The organism is Serratia rhizosphaerae, assembly GCF_009817885.1.
Taxonomy (GTDB): domain Bacteria; phylum Pseudomonadota; class Gammaproteobacteria; order Enterobacterales; family Enterobacteriaceae; genus Serratia_B; species Serratia_B rhizosphaerae.
Genome location: NZ_CP041764.1, coordinates 4,777,149 through 4,793,404 on the forward strand (window position 1 = coordinate 4,777,149; position 16,256 = coordinate 4,793,404).

The 16,256-nt window shown below is 59.1% G+C and carries 15 protein-coding genes and 1 pseudogene; 6 read left to right on the plus strand and 10 right to left on the minus strand.

The window, feature by feature from the left end:
* Position 1: 1 nt before the first annotated feature.
* The 3 genes and pseudogenes from FO014_RS22215 to FO014_RS22225 all read right to left on the minus strand — a co-directional run bounded on the left by FO014_RS22215 (position 2) and on the right by FO014_RS22225 (position 2,293).
* Positions 2-1,129 carry an efflux RND transporter periplasmic adaptor subunit gene (locus FO014_RS22215; protein WP_160031096.1) on the minus strand — a complete coding sequence of 376 codons (1,128 nt, stop codon included), beginning with the start codon at positions 1,127-1,129 and terminating at the stop codon, positions 2-4.
* 321 nt (positions 1,130-1,450) lie between these two features.
* Positions 1,451-1,582 (minus strand): annotated as a pseudogene (locus FO014_RS24110) (AcrZ family multidrug efflux pump-associated protein); the annotation flags it as partial.
* 237 nt (positions 1,583-1,819) lie between these two features.
* Positions 1,820-2,293: an Rrf2 family transcriptional regulator gene (locus FO014_RS22225; protein ID WP_160031097.1), complete on the minus strand. Its 474-nt coding sequence runs from the start codon at positions 2,291-2,293 to the stop codon at positions 1,820-1,822.
* A gap of 367 nt (positions 2,294-2,660) precedes the next feature.
* On the opposite strand from FO014_RS22225, the gene FO014_RS22230 reads away from it, so the two are divergent.
* Entirely contained in the window at positions 2,661-2,873 is a 213-nt protein-coding gene (locus tag FO014_RS22230) for a glycine zipper 2TM domain-containing protein (RefSeq protein WP_105231108.1), read from the plus strand.
* A gap of 160 nt (positions 2,874-3,033) precedes the next feature.
* Here the strand turns inward: FO014_RS22230 and FO014_RS22235 are convergent, their stop codons facing one another.
* Positions 3,034-4,290, minus strand: a complete 1,257-nt coding sequence (locus FO014_RS22235; RefSeq protein WP_160031098.1) for an MFS transporter — start codon at positions 4,288-4,290, stop codon at positions 3,034-3,036.
* Positions 4,291-4,359: 69 nt separating this feature from the next.
* Positions 4,360-5,541: a M20 aminoacylase family protein gene (locus FO014_RS22240; protein ID WP_160031099.1), complete on the minus strand. Its 1,182-nt coding sequence runs from the start codon at positions 5,539-5,541 to the stop codon at positions 4,360-4,362.
* Positions 5,542-5,660: 119 nt separating this feature from the next.
* Between FO014_RS22240 and FO014_RS22245 the strand changes: the two genes are divergently transcribed.
* The gene (locus tag FO014_RS22245; RefSeq protein WP_105231106.1) at positions 5,661-6,593 is read left to right on the plus strand and encodes a LysR family transcriptional regulator; all 933 of its coding nucleotides are present in this window, start codon (positions 5,661-5,663) and stop codon (positions 6,591-6,593) included.
* Between the two features lie 49 nt (positions 6,594-6,642).
* On the opposite strand, the gene FO014_RS22250 is transcribed toward FO014_RS22245, so the two are convergent.
* Both FO014_RS22250 and mrdA read right to left on the minus strand, forming a co-directional pair.
* Positions 6,643-8,361: a penicillin-binding transpeptidase domain-containing protein gene (locus FO014_RS22250; RefSeq protein ID WP_160031100.1), complete on the minus strand. Its 1,719-nt coding sequence runs from the start codon at positions 8,359-8,361 to the stop codon at positions 6,643-6,645.
* Between the two features lie 102 nt (positions 8,362-8,463).
* Positions 8,464-10,389, minus strand: coding sequence for a penicillin-binding protein 2 (gene mrdA, locus FO014_RS22255; protein WP_201282889.1), 1,926 nt, complete (start codon positions 10,387-10,389; stop codon positions 8,464-8,466).
* Between the two features lie 326 nt (positions 10,390-10,715).
* Here mrdA and FO014_RS22260 point away from each other — a divergent pair, with 326 nt between their 5' ends.
* Positions 10,716-10,997, plus strand: coding sequence for a YjcB family protein (locus FO014_RS22260; RefSeq protein WP_160031101.1), 282 nt, complete (start codon positions 10,716-10,718; stop codon positions 10,995-10,997).
* Positions 10,998-11,035: 38 nt separating this feature from the next.
* Here the strand turns inward: FO014_RS22260 and FO014_RS22265 are convergent, their stop codons facing one another.
* Together FO014_RS22265 and FO014_RS22270 are read right to left on the minus strand one after the other, a co-directional pair.
* Positions 11,036-11,443: a lysozyme inhibitor LprI family protein gene (locus FO014_RS22265; protein WP_160031102.1), complete on the minus strand. Its 408-nt coding sequence runs from the start codon at positions 11,441-11,443 to the stop codon at positions 11,036-11,038.
* A 228-nt stretch (positions 11,444-11,671) separates the two neighbouring features.
* Positions 11,672-11,887 carry a hypothetical protein gene (locus tag FO014_RS22270; protein WP_160031103.1) on the minus strand — a complete coding sequence of 72 codons (216 nt, stop codon included), beginning with the start codon at positions 11,885-11,887 and terminating at the stop codon, positions 11,672-11,674.
* 254 nt (positions 11,888-12,141) lie between these two features.
* On the opposite strand from FO014_RS22270, the gene FO014_RS22275 reads away from it, so the two are divergent.
* Together FO014_RS22275 and FO014_RS22280 are read left to right on the plus strand one after the other, a co-directional pair.
* Entirely contained in the window at positions 12,142-12,963 is an 822-nt protein-coding gene (locus FO014_RS22275) for a mannosyl-3-phosphoglycerate phosphatase-related protein (protein ID WP_160031465.1), read from the plus strand.
* On the plus strand, positions 12,956-14,170 hold the full coding sequence (locus tag FO014_RS22280) for a glycosyltransferase family protein (RefSeq protein WP_160031104.1): 1,215 nt from the start codon (positions 12,956-12,958) through the stop codon (positions 14,168-14,170). Before FO014_RS22275 ends, FO014_RS22280 begins: the two co-directional genes overlap by 8 nt.
* 6 nt (positions 14,171-14,176) lie before the next feature.
* On the opposite strand, the gene FO014_RS22285 is transcribed toward FO014_RS22280, so the two are convergent.
* Positions 14,177-15,055 (minus strand): AraC family transcriptional regulator, encoded by an 879-nt coding sequence (locus FO014_RS22285; protein ID WP_160031105.1) that lies wholly within the window; start codon positions 15,053-15,055, stop codon positions 14,177-14,179.
* 171 nt (positions 15,056-15,226) lie between these two features.
* On the opposite strand from FO014_RS22285, the gene FO014_RS22290 reads away from it, so the two are divergent.
* A complete protein-coding gene (locus FO014_RS22290; RefSeq protein WP_160031106.1) occupies positions 15,227-16,132 on the plus strand; it encodes a DMT family transporter in 906 nt (301 codons plus the stop codon).
* The last annotated feature ends 124 nt before the right edge of the window (positions 16,133-16,256 follow it).

Below are 16,256 nucleotides of genomic sequence, written 5' to 3' on the forward strand. Positions count from 1 at the left end.
ATTACTGCACCTTATCCTTGGCGGCCGTCACTTCGACGGCGTTGACCCGACTCCCCGCCTTCACCTTATCGGTACCTTCGATAATCAGCCGGTCGCCCGCCTGCAGGCCGGAGGTCACCAGCCAGTTGCTGCCGACCACCCGGTCGGTAACCACGCTGCGCTGTTCAACCTGATTCTTCGGGTTCACCACCCAGGCCGTGGCGTTGCCGTCGGTATCGCGGCCGATCCCCTGCTGCGGCGCCAGAATGGCCTGCGGATCGACGCCGTTTTCCACCGTCGCCCGTACATACATGCCCGGCAGCAGCTGGTGCTGCGGATTGGGCACCACCGCACGCAGGGTAACCGAGCCGGTTGACTCGTCCACCGCCACTTCGGTTAACGCCAGTTTTCCCGGCTGGGCATAGGCGCTGCCGTCTTCCAACTGAACCTTTACCGGCACCGTCTGCGCCGTTTGGGCGGCCGTCAGACGTTTGCGCAGCGTCAGCAGTTGGCTGCTGGACTGCGTCAGGTCGATATAGATCGGGTCCAGCGCGCGGATGGTGGCCAGCGCGTCGCTCTGACCGGCGGTGACCAGCGCGCCAGGCGTTACGGCGGAAATGCCGATACGACCGGCAATAGGCGCCCGCACTTGGGTATAGTCCAGGTTGATTTTGGCGCTGGCGACCGCCGCGCGGTACTGCGCAACCGACGCCAGCGCCTGTTGATAGGTCGCTTGCGCATCATCGGCGTCCTGCTGAGATACGCCGTTTTCTTTTACCAGCGCCGCATAGCGCCGGGCCTTGAGGCGGCTGGATTTCACCGTCGCCCGGGCATTTTGCAGCTGCGCCAGCGCCTGATCGTAGCTGGCCTGATAGCTGGCCGGATCGATCTGATACAGCAGCTGACCGGCTTTCACCTCCGCCCCTTCGGTAAACAGCCGCTGTTTGATAATACCGTCAACCTGCGGACGCACCTCAGAACTCATCGCGGCGGTCACCCGCCCGGAAAGCTCGCTGCTCAGCGTCACCGGCCGGGCCTGCAGCGTCCGCACGCCCACGTCCAACGGCCCCGCCGCCGGCGTGTCCGACGGCCGATCGCATGCGCTTAACAGCAGCGACAGGCTGAACAGCACAACACTTCTTACTCGCATAGAAAATCACCGACACATAGAGAATGAACGTTTATTCTCAATGATAAGGAGATCGCCGCCTGGCAACCGTCAAGATTGGGTAAAGGTTAACGACGCAGAGTGAAAAAGTGGTTAACAACGGCGAATATCGGCACACAGTGTGCAGAGGCGCAGCCAAAAACGGCGGCTGAGGGAAAAGTGCAATAAAAAAGGGCCGAACCGGATAGCGATTCAGCCCTGTTTATTGGCGTAATGCGATTACGCTTCGGCGTTGGCGGCCGCGGGTTTGACGCGCGCTTCCGTAGCCGGTTTCGCCTGTGCAGCGGCGGCTGGCGCGGGTTTTTCTTGCTTCTTGCCGGCGTTGGAAATCAGGTTAAACAGTTCGCCCAGGCCATAAATCACCCCCAGCAGAACCGCAACCATGACCGGCACCAGAATAACCACCGTAGCCAGGCTTTCTAACATCTCAATCATCGTCGTCTCCTGGTCAAAATAATCTCTGACGGCACATTTGACCGCCAGCTGAAAAATGAGCAAAGCATCCCAATCCCGAAGGGATTGATTTCTCAGGGATTTTTCCTCATCGAATGAGTGCGTCTGATCTGTGACAACCGTGGTCACACTTTTGACGTGGATCAATGTAACGTACACAGTTACATTAAAGCAATGCAAAAAAATGCTCTTTAAAGAACCAATAATTCATCAGAATGATTAATTAGGCAGGTTTGTTGCCGATGCGGGTTCACAGGGGGTGAAAGGATAGCCGGCGCAGGCTTCTACCCGGCCGACGATATCAGCCAGCGTGGTTTTCTCCAACGCATGGTCCATCTGGCGGCTGATACGTTCAAACTCCCCTTCCAGTACGGGCACAATGGCGTGGCCGATGTAGCAGGCATCGTTGGGCTTGGAGCGGTGCAGCGGGAAATAGGGCTGCTCTTCCACCGCATGGTAAATATCGCGCAGCGTAATGTCGTCAGCGGGCCTGGCCAGCAAGGCGCCGCCCCCTTGCCCCATCTGCGAGTGCGTCAGCCCGGCCTCCGCCAGCGCGCCGAGAATGCGGCGCACCACCGTGGGGTTGGTATTCACACTGCGGGCAATATCCTCTGAACGCACCGCCTGGCCGCGGAACAGCGTAATATTGGTAAGTATGTGAATAGCAACGGCAAAACGGGTTGAGGTAGACACGCTGGCACCTGCTGAATTTCTTATGACCGGATAAGAATGTCATATTAGTGACACGAGAGTCCCATACTGAATAGCAGGCAGCCAAAAGTCAATGAACGCGGCGTACGCCGTTAGCTTTTTGTGTCATTGATAACACAATTGCGCGTAGCGGCTCTTCACGCCGGGCGTGCGCCACCGTGCGGCATGGTTGGCTATTTCGCCCCAAACGGCGATTTCCCGCACAGGCAAATAATATTCTCTCTACAAAAAATTAAGAATATTTCCCTATTTTATTTTTGAACGGCGGAATACATTCACTGCAACTTTTACCGAGGCATTAATCTTTACGTTGTCGTTTATTAATTCCTCACTTTTACCAGGAAACAATATGAACATTAAACGTGCCGCTGGCGTAGCTGTTTTGATTCTGTCAACGCTGTCTGTCACTGCGTGTGGCCACATGTCCAATCGCGATCGTAATACCGCTGTCGGCGCCGGCGTCGGCGCGCTGGGCGGTGCCGTACTGACCGACGGCAGCACCCTGGGAACCCTGGGCGGCGCTGCGTTGGGCGGCATCATCGGCCACCAGACCAGCCGTTAATCGCCCCTGTAATCCGACGTTGCCGCCTCTCCCTGGCGGCACGTCGGATAATTAATTTTCTTTCCTATTAATTAGTCCATTTTCCTTTCTTCAGCGGGCAATGAAAAATGTCGCTGCACCGCCGCCGTCTATTTTCTGGTTATTTTTATAGCGCAGCCACTTATTCCAGCGCTTTATCACCGGTTTCCTCAAAACGGGCCACCGCCAGCAGCGAGATTAATACGCAGATCATCATATACCAGGCCGGCGCCATTTTATTGCCGGTAACGTCCAGCAGCCAGGCGGCCACCAACTGCGCCGTACCGCCGAACAGCGACACCGCCACCGCGTAGGCGCTGGCCATATAGCTGGCGCGGATATGACGCGGGAAGCTTTCCGGCATCAACGCGTAGGCCGGTGCGGACCCCATGGTGTAGAACAGCATCAGCACGATCATCACCGACATCACCGCCGGCAAGGTGGGAAAGTGCGTCATGGCCCAGAATGCCGGGTACAGCAACAATAGCAGCATCAGGCGGCCGAACATCGCCAGCGGCTTGCGTTTGCGCAGTTTATCCGACCAGGCGCCGTAGATCGGGCACATGACAAATGAAATCACGCTGGTCGCCAGCGCCACCATAATCGACAGCCGCTCCGGCAGCCCCAGTTGCTGGATGCTGTAGGTCGGCAGATAGTAAATCATGATGTAGCTGGAAACCGACATGCCCATGATCGAAAACACCGTCAGCAGCCAGTTGCGCACGTGGCGCGCCTCGAACATCCGCCGCTCTGCCGGTTTGACCGCCGGCGGCTCGTCAACGATATGCCGACGCAGGTAAATGCCCACCGGCACAATCAGCGTGCCGAGCAGGAACGGAATACGCCAGCCCCACTCCGCCAACGCCTCCGCCGACAGCGTGAAGGTGAGAATCGCCGCGACGGCCGCTCCCAGCAGCGCTGCGGCCCCCTGGCTGGCGAGCTGCCAGCTGGCGCGAAAACCGCGGCGCTCGTCGGAACCGGTTTCCAGCAGCGTGGCGGTGGCGGCGCCGAACTCACCGCCCTGGGCAAAGCCCTGAATTAGCCGCGCCAGTACGATCAGCGCCGGCGCGGCCACGCCGATAGCGGCGTAGTTGGGCGCCAGGCCAATCATCGCCGCCCCCAGCGCCATCAGCATAATGGTCAGCGTCAGCGCCGCACGGCGTCCTTTCTTATCGGCATAATAGCCCAGCACCACGCCGCCGAGCGGCCGGGCGACAAAGCCGATGGCAAAGGCGGAAAACGCCAGCATGGTGGAGATCACCGGATCGTGACTGGGGAAAAACTGCTTACTGATCGCCAAGGCGAAATAGCTGTAGACGGTAAAATCATAAAATTCGAGAAGATTACCGAACACGGCAGCGACAATAATCTTTCGCTGCGAGGTTTCAACCGTGTGCATAGACACTGCTCCTGTCTGTTAACCCTGTCTGTCATTAAAGCCGCGCCAGGCAGCGTGTTGTTGTTATGGTTATGCCGTGAGGAAACGTTCCGTCAGCCGCGCCCAATAAGCGGCGCCGACCGTCAGGTTGGCATCGTTAAAGTCGTAGGCGGCGTTGTGCAGCATGGCGCTGTCGCCATTGCCGAGACGCATAAAGCAGCCCGGGCGCTGCTGCAGGTAGTAGGCGAAATCCTCACTGCCGGCGATCGCGGGAAACGGCGCGACCACCTGTTGTTCGCCCAGCAGCTCTGTGGCTACCTGACGGGCGAACTCAGTTTCCTGTTCGTGATTGATCAGCACCGGGTAGCCCGGCAGGATATCGACCTCGGCGCGCGCGCCGTAACCGGCGGCATGCTGCTGCGCCAGCTGGCTGATGCGCTGTTTTAACTGTTCGCGCACCTGTGGATTAAACGAGCGCACGCTCAGTTCCATCGTGGCGCTTTGCGGGATAACGTTGGCGGCGTGGCCGGCATGCAGCGAGCCGATGGTGACCACCGCCGCCTCGGTCGGGTCGATATTGCGCGCCACCACCGTCTGCAGCGCCATCACCAGGCTGCTGGCGGCGACCAGCGGATCGACCGCCAGATGCGGCCGCGCCGCATGGCCGCCCTTGCCGTGCAGCGTGATGGTGATGGTGTCGCAGGCCGCCATAAAGGGACCGCTGCGGAACATCATGGTGCCGGCGGGATAGCCGGGATGGTTATGCATGCCAAAAATGGCGTCGCACGGGAAACGCTCGAACAGGCCGTCGGCGATCATGCGCTGCGCCCCGCTGTTGCTGCCGATCTCTTCCGCCGGCTGAAACACCAGGTGCAGGGTGCCGGAGAAGCTGCGGCTCTGCGCCAGGTAGCGCGCGGCCCCCAGCAGCATGGCGGTATGGCCGTCATGGCCGCAGGCATGCATCACGCCCGCCTGCCGGCTGCGGTAGTCGTGGTCACCACTTTCTTCGATCGGCAGCGCGTCCATATCGGCGCGCAGCGCCAGGCGCTTGCCGCCGTCGCCGATCTGCAGCGTACCCACCACGCCATAGCCGCCGATGCCGGTGGCGACCTGATAGCCCCACTGCCGCAGTTTGTCTGCCACCAGCGCGGCGGTGTGCTGCTCAAAATTGGACAGTTCAGGATGCTGGTGCAGATGACGCCTCAGCGCGGTCAGCTCCTCCTCCAGCGGCGCGACATCCGCCAGCTCCGTATAATTACCGTTACTTTTCATTTGGTTACACCAATAATTCAGCAAAGGGAACCATCGAGTCTAGCATCGGTTTTTTACTGCTCACATAACATACCGCGTGCTATTGTGTTGCTTTTAAGTCAACAGTTGAGGCGGCAATAATGCGTGGGGACAGCTTTGTCAGCGAGGTGGATGAACGCCAGCTGCGTTATCTGTATGAAGTGGCCAACTACGGCGGCGTGCGGGCCGCCGCCGATAAACTGGGCGTTAACGCCTCCGCCGTCAGCCGCCAGTTGGCCCAGCTGGAACACAAACTCGATATGGTGTTGCTGGAGCGTCAGGGACGCGGCGTCACGCTGACGGAAATCGGCCTGCATCTGGTGGATTTCTACCGCGAGCGGCTGCAGCGCCAGCAGGAACTGACCATGCAGCTGCAGGAGTTTCGCCAGTTAAAACGCGGCCATATCGCGATCGGCGTCGGCGAAGGGTTTATCGACCGGCTGCTCGGCCGCGCGCTGCGCGATTTCAGCGAGCACTACCCGGATATCGTGGTCGATGTGCGCTGCGGCTCTACCGCCGAGATTATCGCCATGGTGCGCGAAGGCCAGGTGGATATGGGGCTGTGCACCGGCGTCGATGACTTTGACCCGCTGCTGAAAGTGCGTTCATTCCGCGGCGCGCCCTTTTCCGCCGTGGTCAGCGTCAGCCATCCTTTGGCCAAACAGCGCAGCGTAACGGTGCGCGAACTACAGAGCCAGCGGCTGATTTTCATGCCCGACCACTTTGGCGTGCAGCGCTATTTACACGCGCTGGCGCAGGCCGAGCAGATCCACTTCGCCCCGTCCTACCGCTGCAATATGTTTACCGCCGCACAGGCGATTGCCGCCGCCGGGCTGGGCGTGGCCTTTATGTCCAGCGACGCCACCCGCCATCCGGTCGACGAGCGGCGCGTCACGGCGATTCCGATCGATCATCCGATCGCCCGCGCCTTTCCCAGCCAGCTGATCTGCCGCGTCGGACGACGTATGACGCCGGCGGTCAGCTACCTGTGGAAACAGCTGGAGCACGGGATGATGCGCACGGGCGTGAAGTAATGACGGGAAGAAACGGCCTGCCGGAACGACGTCCGGCAGGCCGTGGGGTTTAGCCTTTAATGCGTGACACGACGTTCAGCGGCTGGGCGTCCGGCAGGATATTCATATGTTCCAGCACCTGGCCCATGATTTTACCGAACACCGGGCCGGCCACCGAACCACCGAAGTGTTTGCCGGCTTTCGGGTTATTGACCATCACCACCAGCGCCACCTGCGGATCGCTGGCCGGCGCAACGCCGGCGGTGTAGTTGATATAGCCGCCGTCGTATTTGCCGTTGGCACCCATTTTCTCCGCGGTGCCGGTTTTTATCGCCAGACGGTAGCCCGGCACCGCAGCGCTGACGCCGCTGCCGCCCGGCAAGGCGTCACTTTCCATCATATGCACCACCGACTTCACCACCGAGGCCGGCATAACGCGCTGGCCCACCACCGGCGGCGTCACCTTGGTGATCGACAGCGGCCGATAAACGCCGAACGCACCGATCGCCGCGTACTCACGCGCCATCTGCAGCGGCGTGACCCGCAGGCCGTAGCCAAACGAGAAGGTGGCGCGTTCGATATCCGCCCAGCGCGTGCGGTGCAGCGGCAGGTAGCCGCTGCTCTCATTGCCGATGCCCAGCTCGGTCGGTTTCCCCAGGCCGAAGTTCTGATACACCGCCGGCAGAATGGTGGCAGGCATCGCCAGCGCAATATGCGATACCGCAATATCGCTGGATTTTTGCAGCACGCCGGTGATGCTCAGCTTCGACCAATGGCCCACGTCGCGGATCAGATGGCCGTTGACCCGGTACGGCGTGGTGTCCAGCACGGTATCGGGCTGGATCAGATGGCGGTTCAGGCCGACCATCACCACCAGCGGTTTCACGGTCGAACCAGGTTCAAAGCTGTCGCTGCTGCACACGTTGCGGATATTCTGCGACGACGCGTTGGCGTAGTTATTCGGATTAAAGGTCGGGTAGCTCGCCATGCCGAGCACTTCGCCGGTGTTGACCTTCACCAGCACCGCACAGCCGGAGTCCGCCTGGTTGGCGATCACCCCGTCGCGGATCTGGGCAAACAGCACATACTGAATAAATTTATCAATGCTCAGCGTGATGTTCGGCGGCGGCACCGGGTCGACGTTTTTCAGCACGTTAATCACCGCACCGTTGCCGTCTTTTTGGTACACCCGCAGGCCGTTTTTGCCCTGCAGCAGGTGGTTAAAGCCGCGTTCAATGCCCTCCAGCCCCTGGTTATTCTGACCGACGATGCCAATCAGCCCGGCAGCGTCTTGCCCCATCGGATAAAAGCGGCTGAAGTCCTGCTCGCTGCTGACCCCGGTCAGGTGCAGCTTCTTGATATATTCCGCATTGTCATCCTCCACTTTACGCGCCAGGTAGACGAAGCGTTTGCGGGCGTTACGCTGGATCAGCGCCTGAATATCGCTCAGCGGCATCTTCAGGATATTCGCCATACTTTGCCAGCGTTCGTCGCCGGTGTTGGTCTGGCTGTCGATAATATGTTTCGGGTCGAGCACGATATCGCGCGAAGATACGCTGACCGCCAGCGCTTCATTGTGGCGATCGCTGATCATGCCGCGGTTGGTCGGCACCACCTGGGTACGCACTGAGCGCTGATCCGCCTGACTGGTCAGTTGTTGATGCTCCAGCAGTTGCAGATAGCCGACGCGCAGCATCAGCAGGATAAAGCAGAGCAGTATCCCGGCGCAGATCCAGCCAAAGCGCGGCGAAGAGTAATTTTTAACGTTTTTTTTTGAAGATGGTGCCACTGTTAACCCTGCGTTTTTATTCGGATTATTTATCCCTGCAGTCTACTCAGAAAAATCCAGTAGGAAGATTGCAGTTTGTAAGAAAGTAACAATAAGCTTCAGTTACTGTTGCACATCAGCACTGTCGCTCATCGGCGCTTTCACTTTTTCCGGCTCGCCGGCCGGCGGCGCGTTGGCCGGATCGAAAATATGGTCGAGGATCGCCCGCGCGGTCGGTCCGGCCACCACGCCGTCTCCCCCGCCGTTTTCCAGAATCAGCGCCATCGCCACTTTCGGATGTTGATACGGCGCAAACAGGGTGTAGAAGATATGGTCACGCAGCCGCACCGGGATCATTTTGGCGTTATAGGTCTGGTTCTCCTTCAGCCCGAACACCTGCGAGGTGCCTGATTTGGCGGCGATGTGGTAAGGCGCGCTGTGGAACAGTTTATAGCCGGTGCCATTGGGCAAGTTAGCCATGCCGTACATGCCGTTGCGTACGATGCCCCAGTACGGCGAGTTAGGATCGCCGACCTGCGCGCTGGGCGCCGGCTGCTGATAACGGTTTACCTGCGCGCCGCGCTTCATCGAATACAGCAGATGTGGATTTTTCACCTTGCCGTTATTGAGCAAAATGGTCAGCGCTTTGACCATCTGAATCGGCGTGGCGATCCAGTAACCCTGGCCGATGCCCACCGAAATGGTATCGCCCTGATACCAGGTCTTTTTATGCACCCGCTGTTTCCATTCGCGGCTCGGCAGTACCCCGTTGTACTCTTCATTCAAATCGATGCCGGTCGGTTTGCCGTAGCCGAACTGACTCAGCCAGCTGTGAATACGGTCGATCCCCAGATCGAACGCCACCTGATAGAAGAAGGTATCGGCGGACTCCTCAATCGCCTTGGTGACGTTCAGCATGCCGTGGCCGCTTTTCAGCCAGTCGCGGTAGCGGCGTTTGGTGCCGGGCAGCGTCCAGGTCGGCGCGCCGAAGTAGGTGGTGCTCGGCGTGATCACGCCGGAGAATAAGGCGGACAGCGCCATATAGGGTTTCACCGTTGACGCCGGCGGATACAACCCCTGGGTGGCGCGGTTAATCAACGGCAGATCGGGGTTGGACAGCAGCGATTTATATGATTTGTAGCTGATACCCTTCACAAACGGGTTGGGATCGTAACTCGGGCTGGAGACCATCGCCAGAATGCCGCCGTCGCGCGGGTCTTCCACCACCACCGCCGCGCGCTGGTTTTTCAGCACCGATTCGATGTACTGCTGCAGGCGCACATCCAGCGTCAGGTAGATGTTTTTACCGGCCTGCGGCGGCTGTTCTTTCAGCAGCCGCACGATGCGCCCGTGGTTATCCACTTCAACTTCCCGATAGCCGGTGACGCCGTGCAGCGCTTTTTCGTAATAACCTTCGATGCCCTGCTTGCCGATATTGTGGTCGGCCGCATAATTCTCCATCTCCCCGCTTTCAGTCAGCCGCTTGATGTCGCGATCGTTGATTTTCGACACATAGCCCACCACGTGCGCCAGCTGCGCGCCGTAGGGATACTGCCGCTGCTGATAGCTGTCGACCGTTACGCCGTTGAAGCGGTATTGGTTGACGGCAAAGCGCGCCACCTCCGTTTCGCTCAGTTCGCTTTTTAACGTTACCGGCTTATAGCGGCTGGTGTGCGCCATCTGATCGCGGAAACTGCTGATATCGTCCGGTGTTAAATCGACGATCGGCGTCAATGCCTGCAGCAGCGCTGACATATTGGCGATTTTGCTGGGAATGACCTGCAGTTGGTACAGGGTGAGATTGCGTACCAGCGGCACGCCGTTACGGTCATAGATCAGCCCGCGGCTGGGGGCAATCGGCACCATTTTGATATCGTTCTGGTTGGAACGCGTCTGATAGAAATCGTGTTGTTTCACCTGCAGGCGGTACAGGTTGTAAATCAGCGCGCCGAAGCAGGCCACAACGACCAATAACGCCACGCCGGCGCGGCGGACAAACAGCATTTCCTCGGCGGAATGGTCGCGAATTTTCTCTTTTAATAGGGCCATGCGGGGCGGGTTACCTGTTTGACAGCTTATTCCCGCTGTAAAAACAACGGGTTGAAAAACGGCCAAGCATAGCGTTATTCATCACGCTGCCCCATGAAAAGGTTGCTAATGATGTGGCAGAAATGTTTCAGCATGTTTGAATGTGTCGCGAAACGGTAATTTCCTCCGGCGAAGGCATTGAGCCGTAAATCAGGGTGGTGCTACAATGTGATCAGGATCACACTATTGATCCTGCTTTTTCTTCACGTCGCTTCCACCGCTCTGCGTTATCGGCTCGCCGAATTGAGACGGACGAACGCCAATTTTGTAGTCAAGGATCAGTTTCGATGAGTACCATAGCCACGGGCTTTATCATGATGCGCTGGGAATTGCTGAGCGCCGTCATGATGTTTATCGCCAGTCAGTTAAACGTTGTTTGCCGCAAAGCCAGCCGTAACGGCATGGCGTTTATCTTCAGCAGCCTCGGGCTGTTTACCACCATCTGGTTCGTCATGGGGTTAATGGGCATCCCCCTGACCCAGGAAGGCGTGTCGCACTTCTGGGCGGTGAGCAAAGATGTGTTTATTGATGTGATGAGCAATATGCCGACCGACTGGCCGATCCCCTGAGCAACATACGCGCCGGCCTGAAGACCGGCGCGTCACGCTTATGACGCCGGCGGCAGCGGGCAGCTGGTATCACCCTCCTGACACGCCAGCAACTGTTTGAACTCTGCGGCGCGCGCCTGCGTTTTATCCGTCAGGCAGTTACTCAGGACAAATCCGTGCAGCGAACCGCCTTCGCTGGCGCCGGCGCTGAACTGGCAGTCCGCATCGCGAAAGCCAATCCAGGCGCGCTGCGCGGCAACCAGCCGCTTAGCGGCCGCCGCATCGCCTTTTAACCGGTTCTGCAGCTGTTTATACAGCGTATTAAGCTGCGCATCCGCCTGTTTGTACTCGTCTGCGGCGCAGATGTTCATTTCGGTCTGGCTGTTTTTATCGCCGCACGCCTGTGCCGCCCAGACCGTTTGCGATGTCGCCATCAGCAGCGCGGCGCCCAACAGAGCTACTTTCATAATGCCTCCCGGCCAGTTTTGTTCTTTCGTTACGAATCTGCCTAGTGTGCTGTCAGTGTAATCCCTTTAATCAAACGGTAAGTTGTTTTTTATGATGGGGGTTTCTTCCGGGTACATCCATGAGTACAGCATCTATTATCGCAGTGCGTTTTATTACCTGCTTTTCATTCGCCAAGTAAAGGCACTCATTGCGATCGCTCTGAGCACTTAAGGGCCGCTAACTTTTTCTCAGCTTTTTGCTGTACCAGCGTGAAGAATTCCTGCGCCGTGAGGTGCATAACACATCGCACCAGCGCCGATAAGCTCAATAACGCCGCCGGCAAACCCCAGGCCGCCAAACAGACGGTTGCTTAAGGTTTCACCCTCGGTAACGCTCCTGTCTGACATTGCCGCTGCCAGTTGAACCGGCGAAAGCACAATGTTTAAACCTTCCTCGTTAGCCATATCATTTCCATCCATTGGATTAGTTCGATCGCGTACAGAGATAACATCGCGGGGATTTTAGGTAAGTATGACATGGCGCTTTCGAGACAAGACGCCTGATATCGTCTCTCCAATCAAGCGAATGCATCCCGCGCCGCTGGAACTTGCGCGATCGGAGATAACCCATTAGGGTTAATTGTGACGTACATCACAAAATCCACTCTGAGGCGCGCGCTCCGCATCTGCGGCGCCACGTAATGACCGATGGGGATAAGATGCTGACGCTGAAAGATAATTTGCTGATTTTTACCGATCTGGACGGCTCTTTGCTGGATCATGACAGTTACAGCTGGCAGGCGGCGCAGCCCTGGCTGGACCGTCTCAGCGCCGCGCGGCTGCCGCTGATTATCGCCAGCAGTAAAACGGCGGCGGAAATCGCCATACTGCAACAGCGCCTTGGCCTGAGCGCCTTTCCTTTTATCGCCGAAAACGGCGCACAGATCGTTTTCCCGCCCGGCTGGCGTCACCCTGCGCGTATCTTTGGCGCGGACTATGCCGCCATTGTCAACGCATTGCACCACCTGCACGCCAGTTTCGCTTTTCGCGGCTTTGCCGATGCCGACGACGCGACGGTGGCGCAGTGGTGCGGATTTACCCCGCAGGAGGCCCGGCTGGCGCGACAGCGCGCAGGCTCCGAACCACTGTGCTGGCTGGACGATCAGCAGCAGCTGGCGCACTTTCGCCATGCGCTGGCGCAACAACGGCTGACGCTGACCCGCGGCGGCCGCTTTTACCACGTGATGGGACGCGGCGTCAGCAAGGGACGCGCAGCCCGCTGGCTGACGCGGCATTATCAGTTACGCCATCAGCGCGTCTTCACCACGCTGGCGCTGGGCGACGGGCCGAACGATCTGCCGCTGCTGCAGAGCGCGGACTATGCCGTGCTGATCCGCGCCCTGCGCTCTGAACCCCTTTCATTGCCAGCGACACGGCGCGGCCGGCTGTACCGCAGCCGACAAACCGGCCCCGCCGGCTGGAGCGAGGGACTGGACCACTTTCTGTTACCCGGTAAAGCGCGGAGGATTGCCCATGAGTGAGTTTTATCAGGATGGAATCATCACCAACTTCCATAATCTGACCCGTCGGCCAATCGCCGAGCTGGAGTATGAGCTACAGGCGTTCGCCGGCCGCACGCCGCTGGGGCTGATTTTACCTTCGCTCTATGCGGAGCTTGAAGGGCCGGCGCTGGACCATATCATCGAAACGCTGGCGCAGGTGCCCTACCTGCAGGAGATCGTCATCGGCCTGGATCGCGCCGACCGCCAGCAGTTTGAGCATGCCAAACGCTTCTTCTCCCGCCTGCCGCAGCGGCATCGTATCTTGTGGAACGACGGCCCGCGCCTCAGCGCCATCGCCAGCCGGCTCAGTGACAAAGGACTGGCGCCGAGCGAACCCGGCAAAGGCCGCAATGTCTGGTTTTGCAGCGGCTATACGCTGGCGTCACGCCGCAGCAGCTGCGTAGCACTGCACGATTGTGACATTGTCACTTACGATCGCCATCTTCTGGCCCGCCTGCTCTATCCGCTGGCCAATCCGCACTTTCATTATGATTTTTGCAAAGGCTATTACGCCCGCGTGGCGGACGGAAAACTAAATGGCCGGGTCGGCCGGCTGCTGGTGTTCCCGCTGCTGAAATCGCTGCAAAAAGTGTATGGCAACTCAGACTTTCTGGAGTATCTGCGCAGCTACCGCTATCCGCTGTCCGGTGAATTTGCCATGCGCACCCATATTCTCAACAACCTGCGCATCCCCAGCGACTGGGGGCTGGAAATCGGCGTACTATCGGAAGTGCAGCGCACTACCGCCACCAGTCGCATCTGTCAGGTGGATATCGCCGATAATTACGATCATAAACATCAGCCGATGTCGGAACATGACCCCGCCGGCGGTCTGCAGCGCATGGCCGCCGATATCACCAAGGCGCTGTATCGCAAACTGGCGATTCAGGGCGTCAGTATCACCGGCGACTCCTTCCGCGTGCTGCGCGCCACCTACTACCGCACCGCGCTGGATATGATCGACGCCTTCGACCACGACGCCAGAATCAACGGCCTGACGTTTGACCGCCACAGTGAGGAGTCGGCGGTGGAGCTGTTCGCCCAGGTGATTACGCAGGCCGGCCAGCAGTTTATGGACGCGCCGGCGGAGAGCAAGCCGTTTGTACCCAGCTGGAATCGCGTGCAGTCGGCTTTCCCTGATATTCTGCAGCGGCTGTATCAGGCGGTGGAAGAGGATAATCAGTAAGTCCGCTCAGGACGGTATTGTACCCTGGCGCATTTGCTGCGGCGTCATGCCGTAATACGCCTTGAACCGGTTGCTGAAGTGGCTGGCGGAGCTGAAACCGCAGGCCAGCGCAATCTGGGTCACCGGCAATACGCCGTGACGCAGCAGGTGCGCCGCCCGCTGCAGCCGCGCCCGCATCACATATTGGTGCGGCGCCAGGCCGGTATCGTGTTTAAACATGCGGGCAAAGTGAAATTCGCTGAGCCCGGCCTGCGCCGCCAGTTCACCCAGCAGCAGCGGCTGCTCCAGATGTTCATTGATAAAATCGCACACCCGGCGCAGCACCGCCGGCGCCAGCCCGCCGCGTACCGACGGCAGCCGCCACTGCAGCTGCGTATAGTGCTGCAGCAAATGCGCCATCAGCATGCCGGCCGCGCTGCTGATGGTCAGTTGATTGGCGCGGTCCTGCCAGTCGACGTTCAGCAAAAACTGGCGATAGAGCCGCGTAATCTGCGTATCTTCGCCGAAAGAGCGCGCCTCAACGTTGATCGACGCCGGACTGCGGTCCCAGGTCTGCTCGACCAGCTGCCGCAGATGACGATCGGTGCAATACAGATGAGCGAACGACAGATTGCTGCGCACGTCCCAGGTTGACTCATACTGACGCGGCATAATGCAAAAATGGTCCGGCCCGCCGCCGTTGCGCCAGCCGTCCGGCACCTTTTGGTAGCACTCGTAGCCGTCGGCGACGTACAGGCTGAGGGTATGGTGGTCGGCGCTTTCCTGAGTAATGCGATCGTCACAGTTGGACCAGGCCGCCAGCTCCACGCCGGACGCGAGATGCAGGTGATGATGCAGCCGGGCCTTATGCTCCTGCAGTGTGGTAAACGCCTTGTACGCTGACATGCCTGGCTCCGAGGATGATAAACAGGCTTCCAGTGTAAGGAGTCGCGCGCCGCGGCACCACTGCGCCGGTAAAAAAAGCGCAAGAATATGCAACTCGCCGCAGGCGTCTGCAAGCGCTCCACGGCCCGGCAACGCATAATCGCCCCTCTTTCCCGCTGGAGTGATTACCTGATGAATGCGTTGTTATACCTGGCGGTGGTGCTGATCTGGGGCACCACCTGGATTGCGATTAATCTGCAGCAACAGGGACCGGTCTCCATTCCGGTCTCCATCAGCTACCGTTTCGCTATCGCCGCGCTGGTGATGTGGCTGGCGCTGCTGCTGACCCGCAGGCTGCGCCGCATCAGCCTGCGCGACCATCTGTTCTGCCTCCTGCAGGGCTGCTGTGTGTTCGGCTTCAACTTTTACTGTTTCTATCTGGCCGCGGCCGCCGTCAGCAGCGGTCTGGAGTCGGTTATTTTCTCCATGGCGGTGCTGTTTAACGCGCTTAATGGCCTGATATTCTTCGGTCAGCGCCCCGGCCCGAACCTGCTGCCCGCCGCGTTGCTCGGCGTCAGCGGCATTGTCGCGCTGTTCTGGCACGAGCTGCGGGCCGCACAGCCGGCACCGGAGCTGCTGCACGGCGTGGGGCTGTGCCTGCTCGGCACGCTGGGTTTTTCGCTCGGCAATATGATCGGCAGCCGCCACCAGCGCCACGGGCTGGATATTCTGTCGACCAATACTTACGCCATGAGCTACGGCGCGTTGTTGATGGGGCTGCTGGCCTGGGCGCAGGGGGCGTCGTTTCAGATTGAGTGGAACAGCCGCTATCTGGGGTCGCTGTTGTATCTGGCGATTTTCGGTTCGGTGATCGCGTTTGCCGCCTATTTCAGCCTGCTGGGACGCATCGGCGCCAGCGCCGCCGCTTACAGCACCCTGCTGTTTCCTCTGGTGGCGCTGACCATTTCGACGCTGTATGAGGGGTATATCTGGCATGGCAACGCGGTGATCGGCCTGTGCCTGATCCTGCTCGGCAACCTGGTTATGTTCAGCAATCCCCGCTGGTTCAGACGGTTAGTGCAACGCCGCATCGCATAACCTGCATGCCTCATGGTGCAGTTGCCCGGCCGCCGTGATGCGTTACAGTGCAACGCTGGCCGGGAACCACAATAAATCAATGAGTTACAAATTGGCACGATTCCTGCCCCTGATCCTTGCCACG